This is a genomic window from Lactobacillus sp. M0396, from assembly GCF_016101625.1.
Classification (GTDB): domain Bacteria; phylum Bacillota; class Bacilli; order Lactobacillales; family Lactobacillaceae; genus Lactobacillus; species Lactobacillus huangpiensis.
The window spans coordinates 63,124-84,560 of sequence record NZ_JACFQE010000005.1; the positions used below are offsets into that span (position 1 = coordinate 63,124).

General features: G+C 36.2%; 20 protein-coding genes and 1 other annotated feature. Of the genes, 8 read left to right on the forward strand and 12 right to left on the reverse strand.

The window, feature by feature from the left end; translation table 11 throughout:
* Window positions 1-85: 85 nt before the first annotated feature.
* Window positions 86-2,092: a BspA family leucine-rich repeat surface protein gene (locus tag H3T43_RS06940; protein WP_198213517.1), complete on the forward strand. Its 2,007-nt coding sequence runs from the start codon at window positions 86-88 to the stop codon at window positions 2,090-2,092.
* 72 nt (window positions 2,093-2,164) lie between these two features.
* Here H3T43_RS06940 and H3T43_RS06945 read toward each other — a convergent pair whose 3' ends face one another.
* On the reverse strand, window positions 2,165-2,566 hold the full coding sequence (locus tag H3T43_RS06945; protein ID WP_198213518.1) for a hypothetical protein: 402 nt from the start codon (window positions 2,564-2,566) through the stop codon (window positions 2,165-2,167).
* Window positions 2,567-2,693: 127 nt separating this feature from the next.
* On the opposite strand from H3T43_RS06945, the gene H3T43_RS06950 reads away from it, so the two are divergent.
* Window positions 2,694-2,843: a hypothetical protein gene (locus tag H3T43_RS06950; protein ID WP_232350300.1), complete on the forward strand. Its 150-nt coding sequence runs from the start codon at window positions 2,694-2,696 to the stop codon at window positions 2,841-2,843.
* 276 nt (window positions 2,844-3,119) lie between these two features.
* Here the strand turns inward: H3T43_RS06950 and H3T43_RS06955 are convergent, their stop codons facing one another.
* The gene (locus H3T43_RS06955; RefSeq protein ID WP_198213520.1) at window positions 3,120-4,643 is read right to left on the reverse strand and encodes an SLAP domain-containing protein; all 1,524 of its coding nucleotides are present in this window, start codon (window positions 4,641-4,643) and stop codon (window positions 3,120-3,122) included.
* A gap of 195 nt (window positions 4,644-4,838) precedes the next feature.
* Window positions 4,839-6,380 (reverse strand): SLAP domain-containing protein, encoded by a 1,542-nt coding sequence (locus H3T43_RS06960; protein WP_198213521.1) that lies wholly within the window; start codon window positions 6,378-6,380, stop codon window positions 4,839-4,841.
* Between the two features lie 160 nt (window positions 6,381-6,540).
* Between H3T43_RS06960 and H3T43_RS06965 the strand changes: the two genes are divergently transcribed.
* The 3 genes from H3T43_RS06965 to H3T43_RS06980 all read left to right on the forward strand — a co-directional run bounded on the left by H3T43_RS06965 (window position 6,541) and on the right by H3T43_RS06980 (window position 10,317).
* Window positions 6,541-7,863 carry a replication-associated recombination protein A gene (locus H3T43_RS06965; protein WP_198213683.1) on the forward strand — a complete coding sequence of 441 codons (1,323 nt, stop codon included), beginning with the start codon at window positions 6,541-6,543 and terminating at the stop codon, window positions 7,861-7,863.
* A gap of 885 nt (window positions 7,864-8,748) precedes the next feature.
* Entirely contained in the window at window positions 8,749-9,120 is a 372-nt protein-coding gene (locus H3T43_RS06975) for a hypothetical protein (protein ID WP_152560580.1), read from the forward strand.
* A 279-nt stretch (window positions 9,121-9,399) separates the two neighbouring features.
* Complete coding sequence (locus tag H3T43_RS06980) at window positions 9,400-10,317, forward strand: alpha/beta fold hydrolase (protein WP_198213524.1); 918 nt, start codon at window positions 9,400-9,402, stop codon at window positions 10,315-10,317.
* Between the two features lie 62 nt (window positions 10,318-10,379).
* On the opposite strand, the gene H3T43_RS06985 is transcribed toward H3T43_RS06980, so the two are convergent.
* From H3T43_RS06985 to H3T43_RS06995, 3 genes are all read right to left on the reverse strand, one after another.
* Window positions 10,380-11,129: an amino acid ABC transporter ATP-binding protein gene (locus H3T43_RS06985; protein ID WP_198213526.1), complete on the reverse strand. Its 750-nt coding sequence runs from the start codon at window positions 11,127-11,129 to the stop codon at window positions 10,380-10,382.
* Window positions 11,129-12,754 carry an ABC transporter substrate-binding protein/permease gene (locus tag H3T43_RS06990; RefSeq protein WP_198213528.1) on the reverse strand — a complete coding sequence of 542 codons (1,626 nt, stop codon included), beginning with the start codon at window positions 12,752-12,754 and terminating at the stop codon, window positions 11,129-11,131. Before H3T43_RS06990 ends, H3T43_RS06985 begins: the two co-directional genes overlap by 1 nt.
* A 415-nt stretch (window positions 12,755-13,169) precedes the next feature.
* Window positions 13,170-13,802 carry a DNA-3-methyladenine glycosylase gene (locus tag H3T43_RS06995; RefSeq protein WP_198213530.1) on the reverse strand — a complete coding sequence of 211 codons (633 nt, stop codon included), beginning with the start codon at window positions 13,800-13,802 and terminating at the stop codon, window positions 13,170-13,172.
* A 44-nt stretch (window positions 13,803-13,846) separates the two neighbouring features.
* Between H3T43_RS06995 and H3T43_RS07000 the strand changes: the two genes are divergently transcribed.
* Entirely contained in the window at window positions 13,847-14,206 is a 360-nt protein-coding gene (locus tag H3T43_RS07000; RefSeq protein ID WP_198213532.1) for a DUF488 domain-containing protein, read from the forward strand.
* Here the strand turns inward: H3T43_RS07000 and H3T43_RS07005 are convergent.
* From H3T43_RS07005 to asnA, 3 genes are all read right to left on the reverse strand, one after another.
* The gene (locus tag H3T43_RS07005; protein ID WP_198213533.1) at window positions 14,201-14,980 is read right to left on the reverse strand and encodes a TerC family protein; all 780 of its coding nucleotides are present in this window, start codon (window positions 14,978-14,980) and stop codon (window positions 14,201-14,203) included. The two genes, H3T43_RS07000 and H3T43_RS07005, sit on opposite strands and share 6 nt — an antisense overlap.
* 126 nt (window positions 14,981-15,106) lie before the next feature.
* Entirely contained in the window at window positions 15,107-15,811 is a 705-nt protein-coding gene (locus H3T43_RS07010; RefSeq protein WP_152560579.1) for an NAD-dependent protein deacylase, read from the reverse strand.
* Between the two features lie 126 nt (window positions 15,812-15,937).
* Entirely contained in the window at window positions 15,938-16,951 is a 1,014-nt protein-coding gene (asnA, locus tag H3T43_RS07015; protein WP_198213535.1) for an aspartate--ammonia ligase, read from the reverse strand.
* 60 nt (window positions 16,952-17,011) lie between these two features.
* Window positions 17,012-17,253: a binding site (T-box leader), on the reverse strand.
* A 122-nt stretch (window positions 17,254-17,375) separates the two neighbouring features.
* Between asnA and H3T43_RS07020 the strand changes: the two genes are divergently transcribed.
* Window positions 17,376-17,852 carry a hypothetical protein gene (locus H3T43_RS07020; RefSeq protein ID WP_034980835.1) on the forward strand — a complete coding sequence of 159 codons (477 nt, stop codon included), beginning with the start codon at window positions 17,376-17,378 and terminating at the stop codon, window positions 17,850-17,852.
* A 31-nt stretch (window positions 17,853-17,883) separates the two neighbouring features.
* On the opposite strand, the gene H3T43_RS07025 is transcribed toward H3T43_RS07020, so the two are convergent.
* The gene (locus H3T43_RS07025) at window positions 17,884-18,186 is read right to left on the reverse strand and encodes a nucleoside triphosphate pyrophosphohydrolase (RefSeq protein WP_034980833.1); all 303 of its coding nucleotides are present in this window, start codon (window positions 18,184-18,186) and stop codon (window positions 17,884-17,886) included.
* 135 nt (window positions 18,187-18,321) lie between these two features.
* Here H3T43_RS07025 and H3T43_RS07030 point away from each other — a divergent pair, with 135 nt between their 5' ends.
* The gene (locus H3T43_RS07030; protein ID WP_034980832.1) at window positions 18,322-18,963 is read left to right on the forward strand and encodes a nitroreductase family protein; all 642 of its coding nucleotides are present in this window, start codon (window positions 18,322-18,324) and stop codon (window positions 18,961-18,963) included.
* Window positions 18,964-19,014: 51 nt separating this feature from the next.
* Here H3T43_RS07030 and cls read toward each other — a convergent pair whose 3' ends face one another.
* Both cls and H3T43_RS07040 read right to left on the reverse strand, forming a co-directional pair.
* Complete coding sequence (cls, locus tag H3T43_RS07035; RefSeq protein WP_370520799.1) at window positions 19,015-20,478, reverse strand: cardiolipin synthase; 1,464 nt, start codon at window positions 20,476-20,478, stop codon at window positions 19,015-19,017.
* 17 nt (window positions 20,479-20,495) lie between these two features.
* Window positions 20,496-21,428, reverse strand: coding sequence for an alpha/beta hydrolase (locus tag H3T43_RS07040; RefSeq protein WP_198213540.1), 933 nt, complete (start codon window positions 21,426-21,428; stop codon window positions 20,496-20,498).
* Window positions 21,429-21,437 lie beyond the last annotated feature (9 nt).

The window sequence follows — 21,437 nt, forward strand, 5'->3', positions numbered from 1 at the left end:
TTTTAACAACTAGGAAAATTATATTTTGCAATATTTTGGGTTTGAAACGGCTTATAATTAAGTTAATGAAAAGGAGGTCATGATAATGAATCATAACCATTCAAGACAAATTTTAGGTTTAGTTAAAAAAGTTGGTATTAGCAGCAGTCTTGCTTTTTGTGGTCTGAACTTAATGGCAGCTGCTGTTAAGCCGGTTTCTGCTGCAACTAATAAACCTGATGCTAGCGATCAAGTGAATAATGATATTCAAGAAATACCAGGTATTTGGTCAGGCAAAGATGGTGACTGCAGCTGGAATTATGATATTGTTACCAGAACCCTGACAATTAAAGGAACTCAGAAAAATAGCACTCTTTCGAGTCGCCCGTTTAATGAAGAATGGAGTTGGGGGAATAATATTACCCATATTGTTTTTGCCTCCCCCGTAAAACTTCCTGCAGATTCAAAATATAAGTTTAGCGAGTTAAATAATTTGAAAGATATTAAGGGACTGGACTTAGTTGACACCAGTGAAGTCACTGACATGAGTGGCTTGTTTGATATGGATCAGGCTCTGACTGAGCTTGATTTAAGTCACTTTCAAACTGATAAAGTAACTGATATGAATAGAATGTTTGAGTCCACAGGACTATCAACGCTAGATTTGAGCAGTTTTAATACTAGCAATGTCACTAACATGAATTATATGTTTAGTAATTGCACTGCTGAAAGCATTAATTTGACCAGTTTTAATACTAGTAATGTCACTAAAATGGATTATATGTTTAATGGTTGCACTGCCAAAAGCATTAACTTGAGTAGTTTTAACACCAGTCGCGTTACTGAAATGATTAATATGTTTAGTCTAACCAAACTTCAAAATCTTAATTTTGCTGACCTTGATACAAGCAATGTGACAGATATGTCAGGAATGTTTGAGCGGGCTGATATTTCTAATTTAGATTTTGCCAAACTCAATACTAGTAAAGTTACAGACATGGAACACATGTTCTCAGGAACAACCGGGGTAAAGACTCTGGATCTTAGCTCATTAGATACCAGTAATGTTATTAAGATGTCAAATATGTTTGCTTCAAGCAAAATAACAAAATTAGTTTTAGACAATTGGGACACCAATAAGGTAACAGATATGTCGTATATGTTTGCTGAATGTCCTAATTTAACGGATGTTGACTTGAGCAAATTGCATACGGCGAATGTCACAAACATGTCATACATGTTCGAAGGCTTTTCACAGTTAGAGCAATTAAATCTAGCCAAGCTTGATACTCATAATGTTAAAAACATGAGAGGAATGTTTGCGAAAAATCCTAATCTAAAGAGTATAAATTTGAATTATTTAGATACGTCAAATGCAACCAATATGCGGGAAATGTTTGCGAAAAATCCTAATATAAAAAGCATAAATTTAAATCATTTAGATACATCAAATGTAACCAATATGCGGGAAATGTTTGCGGAAGATCCTAATATAGAAAGTCTAGATTTAAGTCATTTAAATACTGCTAAAGTTACCACCATGTGGGGGATGTTTACTGGAGATTATTCTTTAACCAATTTGAACCTGGATGGCTGGAACACTGAGAATGTTAAAGACATGACTTATATGTTTGCTGATAATAAGAGTTTGGTTAGCATAGATCTTTCGCATTTCAGAATGACTAATGTTACTAGTACAACTGGGATGTTTAATGATTGTACTAATCTGATGTATGTGAATTTAAGTGGCTGGCATTTACCAAAATTAAAATCTTCAACTATAATGTTTGAAAACGATAAAAAATTAGTTGGAGTTGATCTAAGTCATTTTAATATCCATAATAGTCAAATTTTGCTCAACGCCGGTAATCCCAAAGGCTGTGTTGTCAAACTCGGGCATTACCGCTTACGTAAGAGTTCGGGAGTAGGCAAAGGCTTTAAGCATATCCAAGCAGTGGGTAAAGGGACAATTAGAAAGCCGAAAGGCAAGAAATATACAGAAAAACAATTGCTAAAACTGTATAACCATTCGGCTAAAAAGAGTCCCAAAGAAACTTATGTTATGTATAATGGCAAAAAGCCCAAACTTCCTAAAGGGTTCAAGCTTAAATAAATAAGACAAAAAAGGCTAGTTCGTTTTAACTACGAATTAGCCTTTTTGTTTTATTAGTGAGGGCACTGAAGATTATTTTAATTTGCCTTCATCCATTAATTTATTATCGCGTTTTTGAAGTCTCTTATTATGTGCTTCGTATCCTTTATCAGATAAGTCTTTATTAAACTTAAAACCACGTTTCTTTAAATCTTTAATATCAGTTTTAACAGCATTTTTATAATCTGATGGATATTTCTTATAATATTTATAATCTTCTACATAATCATCATATAATGTACTATCAATCCAACCACCATGATCTTCTGATGGTTGTTTCTTAGGAGGATTTACAGGTTTTGGTTTAAGATCTCCAGAAGGTTTAGTTGTAGGAACATCCTTCTTAATTTGTCTCTTCAACCATTTAATTTCTGCATTAAGATATTTCTTAAATCTCTTGGCATACTTAGTCTTATAATTTTTAAAATGCTTCAAGATCTTCTTGTAAAGGGCTAATTTTTTAGTCTTATTCGTTAACTTTTGCCCCTTCTTGACGTTCTTATTGAAATAATTATTTGCTTTTTGGTGGCGTTTTGACCAGGTCTTCTTAGTCTTGTGGATATTGGTCTTAGGCTCGGGATCATTATCTTCAATAGGTTGCGAAATTGGTTCAGCTACAGGAGTTTCAGTTTTATCTGTTGCACTTGTATCTGGATTATTTGTATTCGTTTCGTTAGTTGCAGCGACATCTGCTAAAACAGCTGAAGTTTGACTAATAATTGGCGCTAAAACGTAATACCTGCGACAGCTGCAACAATAATATTTTTATGTAATTTCACCTTAGTTTACTCCTTTAAATTTGATTTCAATAACCTTTATCGCTAGGCTGGTCATCACGTTTTGTCAGTTGATAGCTATTTTTTAATAATCAGTAACTAGTAAATCAGCATTAAACTGATAGTCTTGTTTTTGCCAGGCTCTACATATTGTCTATTATATTTGCTTGGACTATTTTTATAAAACTAATATTGCTCTGACCAGTAGCCATTTAATCACCGGGAGGGGTAGACATAGTTGTCAGCTGTTTTTTAGCGGTTTTAACGTACCAGACAGCTTCATCTACTTGCGTGACAGTTGCCTTATCAGACCTTAAAATAGCAGAAGCGTTTCTTAAGGCGCAATCATAATTAGACATGAGATTATCATAAGCGCTATTTTGTGCTATATCTTTTCCCTCGTTAAAAAGTGTGAGCAGTTCCTGCTTATCAGCTCCTGTCGCAATCTTCTGCCCATTTTCAGCCTGCTCAATCGTATTCAGTGCTTTGAGCTTTAACCCGCTGACGTATTTCACATCGTTCACCTTAATAAAGTTATTACCATAGATTAGTGCTTGCTTTTTTGCAGGGTAAGTTGGTTCTGAATTTGGCACCGAGTTTGGTTGGTTGGCATCAATCACACTAGCGTCACTGTAATTTAAACAATGATAAAACAGTTCCGCCTTGTTTTCCTCAGGTACCCAGAGATACATTATGCCATCAACTGTTAGATTACTGTATTGCGGCTTTATAATACGTTTACCAATTGTCTTGCCAGATGTGTCATAAAGTTCAACGCTGTTGTCTGTCACTGGCGTAACGTAAGTATAAACTAAGTCGCGATAGTCAATGATAGGCAAATCCTTTTTCAATTTAACATTGTCCTCATCAACGTATTCATCCGGATAGTCATGCAGTCTGTAAAGATAACCCTCAAAGCCGTCATTTTGGTAAGGAATAACAGTTAAATCAAGTTTAATCTTCTGTCCTTTTTTCAGTTTACGTTTAACGGCAGAATAATTTACCGTTATGCTGGATGTGTTCTTAAGAACAGTCGCTGACGAAACGCCGTTGTAGCGAGCAATGTGACCGTTAATGTAGCCGACGTTAGCTGCTTTAATATAACTATTATGTCCTAAAGAGTAAAAATATTTTCCTTTTATTTTGTGGGTAGGTACGTATTTGGGCTGGAAGTACCTTGCGACATCATTAAGGTAGTAAAAATATTTGGGTGTTTTAGTAGCAGACTTAGCTTTTCCTTGGTACTTAACAACTGTATTAGTTCTTAGTTTCTTTCCCGTTGTTTTGCCAGTCTTGGTGTAAATCAGTGCATCGTGTTTGATGGTCAATTTACCTTGTGTGATATTGCGCCCATTGACTTTTAAAACATTAGCACTATTAATGTAATAGTTATGTCCCAAGCGGTAAAATTTTTGTCCGTTAATTTTTTTAGTGCCGTAGTAGGGATAACTGGTTCTACTGTCATCATCATAAACTATCATTTCTGTAATCAAATAGCCTTTGGGATCAGCACTAAAGCCGTTAGGAATGTTATAGCTATGTGTATCCCGATTTTGCTTCAATTTTATTTTATGGCCTGAGGGGTTGTAAACATAATCACTCTCAAGTAGCGTGACTTTTCCTTGGGCTTTCTGAGCTGCTTCTACCGTTTGGGGGTTAGCGGTATATGGCAAAAATAGACTGGTGGATAAAGCCAGGGCTGTTAAGCCAATGCCAACTTTCTTGAAAAATTTCATTTTATGACCTCACAAAAAACGCTTATGTTAATATCATTGTACCCTAAACTGATGTCTAAAATTGTTTTATTATATAAATTACCTAAACTTTTGCGTGGCTTTCAATATTTTCGCATGATTTAGTTAGTTTTCAAATTAAGCAATAAAAATAGAGTTAAACCACTCTTGTTTGGTGGACTAACTCTATTTTTTAATTTAACTCCATTCGGCGAAGTTTAAAGTACTTAATTGAATTTTGGTTGTGTCAAGTAACCAAATTGCCTGTTTTACTTGTGCAATCGTTGCTTTTGGAAATTGTAAAATAGAAGAAGCAATCATCAAAGCGTTATTATAATTACTTACTGCACTTTGTTGCTCACACTTAACATTCTTGTTATTCTTATTTTCCTCAAATTTTCTTTGCAATTCTTGCTTATCCTTATCTGTTGCTACTTTCTGATCGTTCTCAGCGTCTTTAGCAGTATTGAGAGGGGTAAGCTTAATTCCACTGGCGAAAGTAACATCACTAGCGAAAGTAACATCACTAGCTTTGACCAAGCTGTTAGTATAGTGGATTTTATCTTCTGTCGATTCAATTAGTTTATTGTTTTTGTCAAACTCTGGTTTTTTAAGGTCAGTACCATCGTTATTAACAAAATAGTTTCTGTCTATTCTGTAGGTTAAATAGTGATAAAACAGTTCTGCTTTCTTTTCACTAGGTACCCATAAGTAATAAAGACCATCAACGGTCAAGGGGTTTTGCTTACGGTTCCTGTAACTGATACCTGTTGGAGTACCGTCAAAATTATAGAATTTAGTATTTGTCGTAGTATTAGGCCTTACATAGGTGAATGTAAGTTCATCGTAACTTGATGTTGGCAAATAGTTTCTCAATTTAATGTAACTTTGACCAACATATTCGTTAGGATAATCGTGCAGGCGATAGATATAGCCTTCAAAGTCTTCTGCCCAAGGCTGGACCGCTAAATCAACTTTAATTTTTTGACCCTTTTTTAGAACGTGCTTAGTAGAATCATTGGTTAATGTTTGAGTTGTCGTCTTTTTGAGAACAGTGGCATAGGTAACGCCATTATACATAAGAGGATACCCATCTATACTGTCAACGTTATTTGCTCTAATATAACGATTTTTCCCTATTGCATAACAGTCTTTACCATTAACTGTTTCTGTCGGCAAATAATAAAAGGTTGCCTTTTGCTCAGAAACGTTAAATTTTGCAAAATAATATTTTGGCTTGGATTGAGATTGCTTAACCTGACCCTGATAGTTAACGACTGATTTAACTGGTAGAGTCTTGCCTTTTAGCTTACCGGTTTTAGTATAGATTGCAGATCTGTGATTCAAAACCAGCTTACCGGTCTTAGAGCTTTTGCCGTTAACGTTATTGACATCACCGTCATTAATATATTCTCCTTGACCAATTTTATAGTATTTTTGCCCATTAATCATTATTGTGCCGTAATAATCTAAGGAGTCGATATCAAAAGAAGAAACATAACAGAATCCATTCACATCTGCTTCAATTTTAGATAGATCTCCGTTTTTTCTTGCTTTAAGTCTTTGACCATATTGATTATATACGGGTGCGTCATTGACTAAAGTAATTCTGTTTTTAGCTAGTTTTTGTGTTTTTGGCGCAGCTTGCACTGTTTGAATATGATTTAGACTTGGCAGCAGCGGACTAATTGTCAACACTGTTGCGGCTAAGCCAAGACCAATTTTCTTAAAAAATTCCATATCTTCACCTCATTATGTGTAACTTAATACCTAATATAATTATAACGCAAACTAGTTAGTAAAATCAGAGCAAACAGACGTTCATTTGTTTTTGCTAGCGTACAAATACTTGTATAATTAGGTTAGTAAGTGTCTAGAAGTAAACAAAGAAGATGTAATGATGAAGCAAGAATCATTATTTGCAAATAATGGGCAAAATGAACCATTGGCTAACCGTGTACGTCCCCAAAATCTAGATCAGTTTGTAGGACAAGAACAGTTGCTGGGACCGGGAAAAATTTTGCGAGAAATCATTGATAATGACCAGGTTTCCTCAATGATTTTTTGGGGGCCACCGGGAGTCGGCAAAACGACTTTGGCTGAAATAATTGCCCGGCAGAGTCAAGCGAGCTTTTTTAATTTTAGTGCGGTTGACAGCAGCATTACTAAAATTCGTAAAATTATGAAGCAGGCTGAAGCAGAACACGAAGTGGGGCAAAAAACGCTGGTATTTGTAGATGAAATTCATCGCTTTAATAAAGCACAACAAGATGCTTTTTTACCCTATGTTGAACGTGGCAGTATCACGCTAATTGGCGCCACGACCGAAAATCCTTCCTTTGAAGTTAATTCGGCATTGCTTTCACGCTGCAAGGTTTTTGTCTTAAAACCGCTTGAAGTCAAAGATATTATCAAGTTATTGCAAAATGCTTTGCGCAACCCTAACGGTTTTGGCAAATTAACCGTCAAAATCAGTGAGCAGGAGATTGAAGCCATTGCCAAATTTGCCAACGGTGATGCCAGAACTGCTTTAAATACGCTGGAGATGGCGGTTTTAAATGGCAACAAAAGTGGTAATACGATCGCCGTGACTATGGACAGTCTGGGGCAATTAATCACCCAAAAATCAGTCTTGTATGATAAAGACGGGGAAGAACACTACAATATTATCTCCGCTTTGCATAAATCAATGCGTAACAGCGATGTAGACGCGGCAATTTATTGGCTGTCGCGCATGCTTGAAGGGGGAGAAGATCCGCTTTATATAGCACGCAGACTAGTGCGCTTTGCCAGTGAAGATATTGGCTTGGCAGATACTAATGCACTGAATGTAGCGGTCAATGTCTTTCAGGCTTGCCAGTTTTTGGGGATGCCGGAATGTGATGTGCATTTGACGGAAGCTGTGATTTATCTGTCGCTTGCTCCGAAATCAAACGCGGTTTATAAGGCTAGACTAGCTGCTGAAGAAGATGTTAAGAAGACTATTGATGAACCAGTACCTTTGCAGATTCGCAATGCCCCAACTAAGTTAATGAAAGATTTAGGCTATGGTAAAGGTTACCAGCTGGCGCATTATGCTAAAGACAAGTTAACGACAATGAAAACTATGCCACCAAGTTTAGAGGGACACGAATATTATTTGCCAACCTCGCAAGGTCATGAAGACCGCTTTAAAAAGAGGCTGGAGCAGATTAAAGAATGGCACAAAGAACACGATAAATAGCGCTCAAATTTTAAAGTCTAACCTCATTAGTTTTAATTACCGGGACACTAAAAGAATAATATAACAGATCGATTAGCTGGATGATGAATTAAGCGGACACTGCTATTTGAGCATCAACTAAAAAGCGGGCAAACCACAAATTAAGTGGTTTGCCTGTTTTGATGCTCTTTCTTTTCTGTGGCGATATTTTCTTAAATTCATTATTTGACAAAAAGCATGTCACATAATGTAAAAAAACAGAATAACACAAATTATTAGAGCTAATAGCCAACCTAAAACCCAACTTATAATAAAGGTAATATGTTTGTGTTGAAAAAATGTTGTCAATACTTCCGCTAAAGCTGATAGTAGGAGACCTAAGGCGCCAACGCTTAAATCAACAGATTTGAAAAACGGTAAGATTAAAACCAATAAGAATGTGCCTAATACAATAAACCATAAATATTTATAGCCATGATCTATTAGCAGTTGTTCTTTCATCGTAGTCTGGTTTTTGATCATTATTAATAGCTCCAATCATGATATTGCCAAGATTTATTATGCACAAAGCAATATTAAATTTTTCACAGATACCAGTTTTTCTATGTCTCTCTGAATTTTTTTCAGATACAAAAAAAGCAGTTTTAATTTAACTTAAAACTTTAGTTATATCTATGATAATAATAACTTATAGGTTAGTACATAACTATTAAGATGTAAAGTGAGTAATTAAAAATAAATTAAATTAAATTTATTGCTAAATATCATGAAATAAGCGCAGCATTTATTATGATTTAACTGCAATTACTGATTAGACTGTTGATTAACATTATATTTCATTTATAATTATAAATTATATAATAATTAAAAAATCAAAAAAGAAAGGTTATAGGAAATGAGATGAAAATGAAATTAGCAAGAGCCGCCTTACTATTGTTGTGTACATTTGGAATGGCGCTTTTTTTCTCCAATAAGCTGAATTTTAACTTAATATGGTCAATTAGTGCGTTCATCATGACAATAATTGCTACAGCTTGGTTTGAAGTAAAAGAAGATACATTTATTGACCAAGTCGAAAATGATTTAATTTACTGTTTGGCATTACAAGGCGTACCTATTAGTTTTGAAACTTTATATTTGTTAAATATGACAGATGAGCAAGAAGACCACCCGTTATTGATACTCTTTATTATTGTCTTTAATTTAATCTGTGTGTTCTTATTTGACTACTTAATTAATCGAGTTAAATTTTACAAAGTTGAAGATAAAAATGATTAGAATTTAACATAATTTGAGTACTAAGCTATTAAAATGCTTGGTACTTTTTTCTAGCATAAAGTTCGTCAGATTATTTGATATTTATCGGTTTTCTCAGCTGGCTATTCCAATAGTTTTTTTAGTTTAGAGTAGTAAAAGTTACGAGCCTTTATTTGATAAAAATTGCGTCAGTCTTGTAAATATAATTTGCAATTTACAAAGCAGGGACATTAATAATATACTTAAATAAAGTAGCAGTGTATCCATAATAACAGTCGATTATATGAATATAGGCAAAAAATGAGTAGTACATCAGTGATAGAAAACGTAGAAATTAACGGCACTAAACTTTATTTTTCAGTTAGTTCAAAGCAAAGTCAGAAACCAATCATTTTATATTTGCATGGTGGACCGGGCGATGCTTGCATCCCCTTGACCAAAAAATTTAATAGCGAACTAGAAGATCATTTTATCTTTGTCAATCTGGAACAAAGGGGCAGTGGACTATCGTATTACAAATTCTCGCCTGAAGAAAACTTGTCTATTGACACCATCTTGGCAGATATTCATCAGTTTGTGCTTTATTTATTAAAACGGTTAAAACAGGATAAATTGATTATCATGGGTCATTCTTGGGGTACGGTTTTAGGACTCTATTTTATTCAAATGTATCCAGACCTGGTTACGCAATATATCGGAATTGGTCAAGTGGTTAATATGAAAAAGAATATTGTTTTACAAAAAGCTTTTTTACGAACAAAAATGAAAAATACTGCCAAACTTGATCAACTTGATTTTGTACATGAACCAATTGATGCCAGCCTGAAATTAACTAAAATGATTGTGGCTTATGGCGGCTCGATCCATGGTGCTAAAAACTACCGTAAATTAATTTGGCCGTTTATATCCGCTAAAGATTATTCTTTTAAAGACTTAATTCACCGCTTGCAAGGCTCAAAGCAATCAATTCAATATTTTTGGGAAGAACTGATGGCCGTTAATTTTGAAAATATTCTGCATTTTGCCATTCCCATCACTTTTTGTGAAGGCAGACATGACCATCATGTGTCCTCACAATTGACTGCAGAATATGCTGCTAAAATTACTAGTCCGTGCAAATTGATTTGGTTTGACCATTCTGGTCATTTCCCGCAGTGGGAGGAGCCAACTAAATTTAATCAGGAAATTATTCTGCTTTTAGAGTCACAAGCAAACTAAAAACTGGCAACTCACATTATTAACAAGGTGAGGTTACCAGTTTTTTGTTTAATTAGACTTTATTAGTTATTCTGAAAATTACTTAAAAACTTCGCGGTTTTTTCATTTTGCGGGTGATTGAATAACTGATCAGGTTTACCTTGTTCAGTTATTACACCGTCGCTGATGAAAAACATTTGATCAGAAATTTCTTTAGCAAATGCCATTTCGTGCGTTACGATAATCATCGTTAAACCTGTAGTGGCCAGGTTCTTCATAACGCTTAAAACTTCTCCTACCATTTCAGGATCCAAAGCACTAGTAGGCTCATCGAATAACAAAATTTCAGGATCCATGCAAATAGCACGGGCAATCGCGACCCTTTGTTGTTGTCCACCAGAAAGTTGGCTTGGTCTGGCATTAACGTATTGCTCCATGCCTACCTTTTTCAAATTTGCCAGCGCAATTTGACGTGCTTCGTCTTTTGAGCGTTTTAATACCAACTCTTGACCTACCATACAATTGGCTAATACATTCTTGTTTTCAAACAAATCAAATTGTTGGAAAACCATGCCGACTTTTGCCCGGTAAATATTGCAATTGTAGTTTGGCGCCAAAACATTTTTGCCGTGAAAATCAACTTCACCAGCAGTGGGTTCCTCAAGCAGGTTGATGCAGCGCAAAGTTGTTGATTTACCACCACCTGAAGGTCCGATAATTGTGGCAATCTCACCTTTGTTTATATCAAAAGAAATATCTTTCAAAACTTGGTGTTCACCGAATGTTTTCTTGATGTGCTTTAAACTTAAAATAGTTTCGTTTGATTCAGTCATTAGTTCTTAGCCTCCATGTCTTTTGGTGTGCCAACTTGAACTTGGTTTGCCATTAAGTTGTAATTCTTACTTCCTTGGAGGTGTTTTTCAATTAAGTTGAATATTCTGGTAATGGTAAAGGTCAAGATGAGGTAGATAGCAGAAATTGTTAAATAAGTTGGGAAGAACTTAAATGTCTGACTCGCAATCGTTGAACCGACGAAGAACAACTCTGATACAGAGATGATGCTCAAAACTGAGGTATCCTTGATGTTAACGATAAATTCGTTAGTAATTGAAGGCAAGCAGTTCTTGATTGCTTGTGGCAAAATAATATGCCACATTCTTTGATTATGAGTCATTCCCAGCGCGCTGGCTGCCTCAAACTGACCTTCGGGTGTAGAAATAATTCCTCCCCTAATAATTTCGGCTAAATATGCTCCAGTGTTAATGGAAACAATGATTAGTGCGGCGACCGTTCTGTCAATGTTCAGGTGCCAGAATTGGGCAATACCATAGTAAATAACAGCAGCTTGAACCATCATTGGAGTACCACGGAAAATTTCAATATAAACTGAAAGCAGCCAGTTGACAAACTTGAGCAGCCATCTTTTACCACCGGTTGTTGGTGTAGGAATAGTTCTCACAATACCAACGGCCAATCCAATAAAGAAGCCTGCTATGGTACCTACAGAAGCTAGAAGAAGCGTCATGCCGATACCATTTAAGATCATGCCGCCATATTGGCGCCACATAGATACTAACCAAGGCTCTGACTTAGCCTTTTTGCCTTTTTTATTATTATCAGTTTTAGGCTGCTGCTTGACAGCTTCAGTCATTAATCTGACTCTTTTTGCTTGGGGAATAGTAGCTAATATTTGGTTAACGCTCTTAAGCAGTGCCTTGTTGGGCTTGGCAATTCCGATTGAAGTGACAGATTCTTCTTTAGTAGCGTGGAAGCCAGCCATTTTGCTGACAGGAATTGACTTAATATCAGGGTCAACCATCTTAAAGGAAGTTGATTCAGTGTCTTCGGCAACATAGCCGTCAATGGTGCCGGAGATTAAACTTTGTCGCATAGCCGCAAAATCGCGCATAGCAGGTTGTCTCTTAGCACCTTTTAACTGCTTGATTAAATCATAGTGGAAAGTACCTTGCTGCGCTGTTAATTTGGCACCCTTAAAGTCGGTCAGCTTTTTAGCATTAGCATATCTGCTGTTAATCTTGGTAATTACCACAAAAGTACTGTTTCTATATGGCTTAGAGAAATTAATGGCCTTTTCACGTTCAGCTGTTGGACTCATCCCAGCGATAATCAAATCAGCTTTGCCACTGGTCAAAGCGGGGAGTAAACCATCCCATTCAGTCTTAACAACTTCTACTTTTCTATGTAATTTTTGACCAATAATTTTGGCAATTTTAACGTCATAACCATTGGCGTATTCTTTTGAGCCCTCAATTGGCACAGCACCATTGGCATTATTAGTCTGTGTCCAATTGTACGGCTGATAATTAGCTTCCATGGCGACTTTTAGCGTACCATCGTCCTTTTTGGCGTTAACTTCATTCAGACTAAAATTAGCCCCAATGCCCAAACAGGTGAATAAGGCAACTAAGGTAGCCAGCCACTTAAATCTTGACTTCATTTTGAAAACCTCCACAAAATATGTTTCAAATAAAGCCAATACAATAAAAGCGTAAACAAAAACCTCGCTGTTAGTCAAAAACAACGAGGTTATAATCTATTTTTTAAACAAATCATATAGCGCTCCCTGGAAATGAACCAGGACAGTCTGCAAAATATTCTCTTGCAGCCCAACAAAAAGATTGAAACGAACAACATTTTTGTTTCGGCAGTAATTCTTACGCTAATCTTCAAAGTGTTCGCTCACTCAGATTAGTTTCGTAACAACCGCGACCTCTATTGCATTGGAAATTATTTAACTTAGAAAAATAATAGGCTATTAAGAGTGACTTGTCAATAACTTTATTTAAAAAATATTTTATAATTATCTCATTTATTATCTTTTACTATTTTAAAAGACCACTGGGATACTGCTCTCACTGCCAGCCATTATCTTTTTGATAGGCACTTTTTTTCATTCTGGAAACATACGGATTACCTGCTACATAGTAACGTAATTTTTTATTGGCCCATTCTAATTCGGATTGACTAACGCCAATTCTGGCACTGGTTTGGATCTCCTTAGCCAGTTTTTTGTGACTGTCATCTAAGTCAATTTTAAAAGGTGAATCAGTTAAGAAATGTAAATTCCACTTTTTACTGTGAATACCAAAAGCCTGCATCATTTTCGCAGGACCGTTAGTTAAAAGCACCCCATTTTTGCCGGCACGATTTTTAATCATCTGCTCTATGCCCCAGACTGGTTCGATGGCTCTAATTAAAACTCCTTGCGGCTCATTATATTCTTGTGTTGCGACATCGAAAAAGAAATACTGTCTTTGGGCGTAAATGTAGATAGTTCCACCTTTACGATAAAGACCCTCATTAGCCGGGCTGCGATGACCGCCATAAGAATGTGCTGCCCGGTCTTTAATGCCTAAGTAAGCTTCAGCCTCTACAATATAGCCACCCATTATATTCTGGCCATCATTATATGTTAATGGTCTGCCAATCAAATCTTTAGTAATGGCAGCAGTTGATTTATTAGAGAAATAAGTTGAATAATTCATTTTTTCTTCCGTGTAGTAAACTTAAACTAAAAGGAGATATTACAATGACAAAGATAAAATTAGTACGCATTTACGAACATGAGCAGCCTGCTGGTTACCGCATTTTAGTTGATCGTCTGTGGCCACGAGGCAAAAGTAAAAAAGATGCTGATTTGGATGAGTGGGTCAAAGAAATTGGTCCCAGCACCGAATTGCGTAAGTGGTTCAATCATGATGATACTAAATATCCTGAGTTTAGGCAAAAGTACATTGCTGAATTAGAACATAATCCTGTGACTGTTAGTTTTGTTACCCGAGTGAAAGACGAACTTGCAAAACAAGATGTCCTTTTTCTTTATGGTGCAAAGAATAAAGAGCACAACCAGGCAGTTGTGCTCAAAGAATACGTTGAACAAAGATTATAGTTTCCGTCTTTTCTTTTTTGCTCGTATAAAATGAAAAGCAATAGTTAAGAGAAGAATACCGAACACAATAAAGGCAAAAGTTGTATTAGGCAGTTCGTAATGCAGTGGTGGTAAAGACAATAAAAGTTTAAGAGCAATGATAGCAATTAAAACGTAAGCCATCGGTTGCAGTTCAGGAATAATGTCCATCAATTTGATTATGATTTCGGCAACACCGCGCATACATAAGATACCAATCATGCCACCAATTAATACTACTACCGGATTATTGGAAACTGCTAGGGCAGCTAAAACTGAATCAATTGAAAATACGATATCCATTGCTTCAATTGAAATAACGGTCCGCCAGAAAAGTGACAGAAAATGTTTGCCCTTTTTGGAAGCATGGCTGGGACTTTTTTCAGTTGTAATTTTTGTGTTGGCTGCTCTTTTTTGGGGATGCTTTTGCTCATAGAAAAACTTGAACGATAAATAGAAAAGATAGAGACTTCCTGCTAATTTAATTTCCCAAAAATTGATCAGATAAGTACCAATACCAATCACAATGAAACGAAAAATGTATGCGCCCCAAAGACCATAGAATAATGACTTTTCCTGTTGCTTCTTGTCAGGCAAAACCTTGGTTTGAGCTGCCATAACAACTGCATTATCAACAGAAAGCAAGCATTCCATTAGAATCAGGGTTAAGATGACGAGCCAATCTTTGCCACTGGTCAGTACGTGAATCCAATTACTTCCACTGAAAAAGGGAGCATACATTTTAAAAATTGCCATTTAAAAGCTCTTTTCTAGTTCAGAATTATTTTTAATTACTGTGTCGTATTTTAGCACAAGTAATTTATAGTATCCGGGTAAAAAAGCCATTCTGATGGTTTAAAGGGCTTTCTTTTTAAAAACTAGTTAAAGCTGTTTAAAAACATCTAGTGCATCCGCAATAATGGAGGAAATTCCTTCTGCTGGAATGGCAGTTTTATTAATTGCCCAAACTTTAGCTCCAGACTGCCTGTAAGATAAAAGCTGGGCAAAAGGGTACACAACGAAACTAGTGCCTGAAATAATTACGAGGTCAGAACTTTGCATTGCGTTGACTGATTTGGCTAAACTGTCTCCGTTAATGGCTTCACCGTATAAAACAATTCCTGGTCTGATAATACCGCCACAATTTTCATGCTGGTAAGATTTGGCGTATTCAGCGTATGAAACTGGTTTATGGCACTTAGTGCAGTAAATATTATAAAGACAGCCATGAAATTCGGTCACGTGTTTATTGCCGGCTTTGGTATCCAAGCCATCAACATTTTGTGTAATTAGATCGCCTTTTTCGTTGCAGATCTCGGCAATTTTCTGGTGGATTTCATTTGGCTTGGCTTCAGGGAAATACATATTATCCATCACAAATTTGTAGAAGAACTCTGGTCGCTGATAAAGTGTTTCCTCACTTAAAATCGTTTCCGGACTTTCAGAGACGCCATCATAAATACCGTTTTTAGAGCGATAATCAGGAATACCAGAATGAGTTGAAACTCCGGCACCAGTCAGAAAAGTAATGTGGCGTGCCTGATCAATATCATTTTTTAACTCAGCTATTTCATTTGCATCAATCATAATTTTGCCTTTCTTAAAACTAATTCTGCTACTGCTAGTTTACTACAAGATTTTGTCTAACATATAGGGTTATTGCAATAAAAAACCATGCAGTTTCTTTTTAACTGTATGGCTTTTCTTCATTTATTATAAAATTTGAATGTCATGTTCTTCGCATTTGGCAATCATATCATGAGGCCAAACACTAGCTTGAACTTCACCGATGTGAGCTTTGCCAAGCAAAAGCATACATAAGCGGGATTGACCAATTCCACCACCGATGGTATAAGGTAATTCTCCATTAAGCAACATTCGGTGAAATTCCAGTTTTTCACGATCAAGGCAATCAGCCTTCTTTAGCTGTTCGTGCAAGCTTTCAGGACTAACACGGATACCCATAGAAGAAATTTCAATTTTTTGTTTTAAAGGTTCATACCAAAAAATTAGGTCACCGTTTAATTCCCAGTCATCATAATCGGGTGCACGACCATCGTGTGGCTTGCCGCTTCTCTTCAGCTTGTCACCGACTTTCATAATAAAGACAGCTTTTTCTTCCTCAGTAATTTTGTTTTCTCTTTCTTCAGGACTAATATCCGGCCAGCGGTCTTCTAATTCCTGAGTAGTAATAAAGTAAAGCTTCTCTGGCAAACGGTAAGTAGAAGCAGGATAACGGGATGCACATTCTGCTTCAATTTCCTTAATACCAGTAAAAATTTTAGTAACAGTACTCTTTAAAGTTTCTTCTGTTCTTTCCTCTTTGGCAATAATTTTTTCCCAATCCCATTGGTCAACATAAATTGAATGAAAGTTATCTAAATCTTCATCGCGGCGAATGGCGTTCATGTTAGTAAAAAGTCCTTCATGCATGTTAAAGCCATATTTTTTAAGTGCCATTCTTTTCCATTTGGCTAGTGAATGCACTATTTCAAGTGTGTCATCTGCCGGTAAATCCTTGGCATCAAAAGCAACTGGACGCTCAACTCCATTTAAGTTATCATTAAGCCCTGTATATTTTTCAACAAATAGCGGTGCAGACATTCGTTGTAAATTTAATTTTTTCGCCAAAATTGTTTGGAATCTTTCACGAATGAAAACAATCGCTGCTTCGGTATCGCGAATTGTGAGAGTTGGATGATAATCTTCGGGTAAAATTAAAGTCATTGTTTTGACCTCCTGTAAATTTAAGGAAAAGAAAAAGCCCTTTATCCCGTTTTTAATAAAAACAAGGACGAAAGGCTTTTTCCGCGGTACCACCTTAATTGCCCAAATATAGGGCCAACTCATGAAGCACTATCATGCTTCACCAGCGTGGTAACGTACTGGAGACGACACAACCTACTTTTACAAAAATTTCAGCGTGCTGCTAAAAGTGTTTTTCAATAACCCAGGGTCTAACGGTTTTCCACTGTCACCGATTCACTTAAAGAGGTAAGTTATCTACTCGTCTTTTTCATTGCATTTAATTTGATAATAATTTAATCATGATTTTAATAAAATTGCAAGTAAAATATCATTAATGTTGAATAAAATATCTAAAGACTGTCAATCTGTTATAATAGATGAAAATACAATTGAGGAGAGTAATATGGTAGTTTTTTATCTAATTTTGGATGCCTTGCTTCTAGGCTACACCTGTTATAGTTGGTACTGGCAGGCAAATATTGACTTAAAGGGACATTATCGCTCGTCTTCAGTTATTTGGGCCGTAATTTTTATTTGGATCGGTTTTGCCTGGCAATTAATTGAAAAGGGCGATCCAGGTCTCAGTATTTTCTTGGCAATATTTTTGTTGATTGGTATTATTGATGGTTTTACGGGTCTCGCACCTAAAAGGGCTGTTGTTTCAGGTTACTTTCGGCGGACAGTCTCATATTCAGAGATTGCGATGGTCACTTTAATTAAAGTGCCTAATCCGAAGAAAAAGCAGGTAATTTGTATTTTAACAACCCAAAAGAACAGACAATATTACCTTCGTTTTTCATACGGCGTAGCACAAATTGTCGAAGCACTTAAAAATCATATACACCATGATATTCGGATTGAAATTCAAGATATTTTTTAAGTCACACATTAACGTGGCTTTTTTAATAGGCTTATTTTTCTTCCCAATTCATTTCTAGATATTTGGTAAAGCCACCCTTAAGGGCGCGCTTTTCTTTTACTTGCTTTAAAAAAGTTGCTTGATCAACGTTTTTAAATTTAAGATATGCCAAAATGACTTCGTAAACATCACCTAATTCTTCAATTAAATTAGTTTCAGTTTTAGCAGCAAGAACTTCATTAGTTTCTTCAATTAATTTTTTCTTTAAAGCTGGCTCAATTTCTGCGTGACTAAGTTCACGATAAGTAGCATAGTGCGCAAATTCCGGTATTTTGTCTCTAACTAATTTTTTCATTTTTATGGCCTTCCTTACTTATAATATTTAAATTTTATTATACTGCTAATTTTTTCAAAAAATTATGTGAAGAAGATAACAAAATGTAGTAAAATTAGAAAGAAGAGATATATTTATATTAGAAAGTGTGAAAATATGCGTAATAACGATTTTAATGATGTAGTACAAAATCGTCATTCTGTGCGTCACTTTGATAAAAGTGTTAAAATTCCGCGTTCAGAATTTAAAGAAATGTTTGAAGAAACAGTAACGGCTCCTTCCGGCTGCAATTTGCAAGGCTGGCACTTTGAAGTAGCAGATACCCCGGAAACTATTGCTAAAGTTAAGAAATACATGCTTAGATTTAACGATCCACAAATGGACAGCTGTGCTGCGGTGGTGCAAGTCTTTGCTGATGTTTATGCTTATAAAAAGTATCGTGAAAATTGGACCAAGGAATATGAGACAGGCAATATCACTAAGGAAAAATTAGACGAAGTCTTAAGAACCTTTTTGCCATCTTATGAAAATGGTACATATTATTCCTGTGCAATTGATTCCATTAGGTCTTGCTCACTTGCTGCTATGCAGTTTATGCTTGTTGCCCGCAATCATGGCTACGACACTAACCCAATTGCTGGTTATGATGAATCTAAAATTGCCAGAACCTTTAACTTAGAGCCAAAACGCTACTTACCAGTAATGGCAATAGTAATTGGTAAGAGCAATGAAACCGAAGAAACTATGGCTAAAACAACTCGCTACCCAGCTGAAACTGTTTATCACTTTGCAGAATAATTAATAATGGCGCATTTTAAAAGCCTTCCGTTCTGGAAGGCTTTTTGTTAATTATAAAATTGGCGAAAGCATCCGCGAAAAGCTTTGCAAAATCTTAAGCCAGCGACCCTGTTTGGCAATATCCTCAGGAGTCAATAATGAAGAAACTTTCATATCGTCTTCAAATGATTTAGCAACTTCACTAGTGAAATTTTTATCATAAAAAACGGCAACATCTTCAAAATTAAGATCATATGAGCGGTAATCCTGATTCATTGACCCCACTGTAGAAAAAGTATCGTCTACTACAATTGTTTTGGCATGAATAAAACCTTTGTTGTAAATATAAATTTTAATACCATAACGGGATAATTCATTGGCATACCATTGAGTAGCGCGGTAAATAAATGGGTGGTCTGGTTTACACGGTATCATAATACGTAAATCTACTCCTGACTGGGCAATTGTTTGCAAAGTGGCGAACATCGCATCATCAGGAATTAAATACGGTGTCTGAATCCAGAGACGTTTTTTTGCTAGAGACATCAGCCGCATAATACCATTACGCATATTAGCATTATAGCGGTCAGGTCCGTCTGAAACTATTTGTGTTGCTACATCACCAGGATGAATCTCGTTTTCATCCAAGTTGGGAAAAAGGATGGTATTGAAAGCAATAACCTGATTTTCTTTTTGAATAGAGGCATTCCAATCCATCACAAACCGCTCTTGCAATAATAAAGAGGCAGATCCGACAATCCTCACTTGGCTGTCACGCCAATAACCAAATTTTTTCTTGCGACTCAGGTACTGATCCCCTATATTAAAGCCACCAGTCCAGGAGGTTTTACCGTCAACTACCACAATTTTACGGTGCAAATGGTAGTTAATCCGGTACCGGGTAATCATGTTGCGAGAAGTAATAAACGGCAGGACTACGCCACCGGCTTTTCTTAACTGATCAAACCAGGCTTTAGTTGCGCCCATAGACCCCCAAGCATCATATAACAAACGCACTGACACGCCTTCTTGTGCCTTTTTAATCAGTAAATTTAGAAAATCATTGCCGATTTCATCATTATAAAAGGTATAAAATTCAACATTTACTGATTGCTTAGCGTTATTAATGTCAGCCATCATATCATGAAACATTATTTTACCATCGGTATAGAGCTTAACATGATTGTTTTTGCTCAATGGAGATTCGCCATCATGATCAAAAAAGTGTACCACCATTTTAGCTCTATTTGAGGTGTCAGATGTACTAATTTTTTTAGGTGCAGCAGTAATAGATTTTTGCACATTGCGCAGACCGATATGATGCTGCTTGTTAATGGCAAAAATGTTTTCCTGTGAAATTCCCCGACCAAAAAAGCCGTAAATGATCATCCCTAAAACTGGAAAAACCAGCAGAATAATCAGCCAGGCCCAAGTAGTTGAGACAGAGCGTCTTCTATGAAAGACGATATAAAAGGCTAGTATAGTATTAGTAATAATGATGATACGTCCTATGTCGCGGAGCAGAATCACACGTATTTCCTCCAAAAATCAAATTACTTCTTAATGCCAATAAACTTATCAATAATGTCGATTACAAATGGGTTATCGTGCATCCAGCTGTGTTCAGCGTATTTTTTACCGCGAATTTCAACTTCATGATAAGATTTAGCATAAGGAGCCAGAATATAGCGTATGCTTTTAGCAGAAGTGACGGAAATAAATCTGTCACTATTAGTGTTATCCAAAACATTACCATAAATATTTAATACTGAAATATTAGGATTAAACCGTTTGCGTCTGAGCAACAGATACAGATAGTGCAGATTAACTACAGCTGGACGACCTTTTTGGTTAAAGGCATTTACATTTGGGATATCTCCTAAATAAACAACACCGTCAAAAGGACCTGCGATAAACGCACATTTGACTAAATGAGGGAAATTTTTCTTCCGATATTCACGCATTTCAGTCCGTACTATGCAGGGACATGCCAATGAATGTGCAATTGCTGAATAATGCGAAAAGTGGTACCTTTGAGCTAAAAAGGGCAGTGTAAAACGCAGGTAGTAGTCAATTGCATATACGCCAACGAGTCTCTGGCGAAAAACAACTTGCACTATTGGATTGGGATCACCAGTCCAAGTCCCTTCTAACTTAAAGTTTCCCAATAAATCAACAGTAACTTTGAGATATTTGGGATTGCCTTTATCGGCAAGTGCCTGCTTGACCATTACCTTTGTAGTGTAGTCACCGCCGCGAAAGCCATGAAAATAAATTATAGGTACCTGGTCAAAGTTGCCTTTTTTTGGTTCAATAGTGGCGTCATCTTCGATCCCTTTTTTGTGCAAACGCAAGAAAATACGTGTAGGTGCAAAAGTTGCCAAGGCAGCCAAGAAAACCATGCTTAGTCTGCTTGGTTCCTTTGCAAGATCGCGCTTGTGGTTTTTCTCCACTTCTTCCTTGTATTTTTTAGTATTGAAGAACATAATACCACC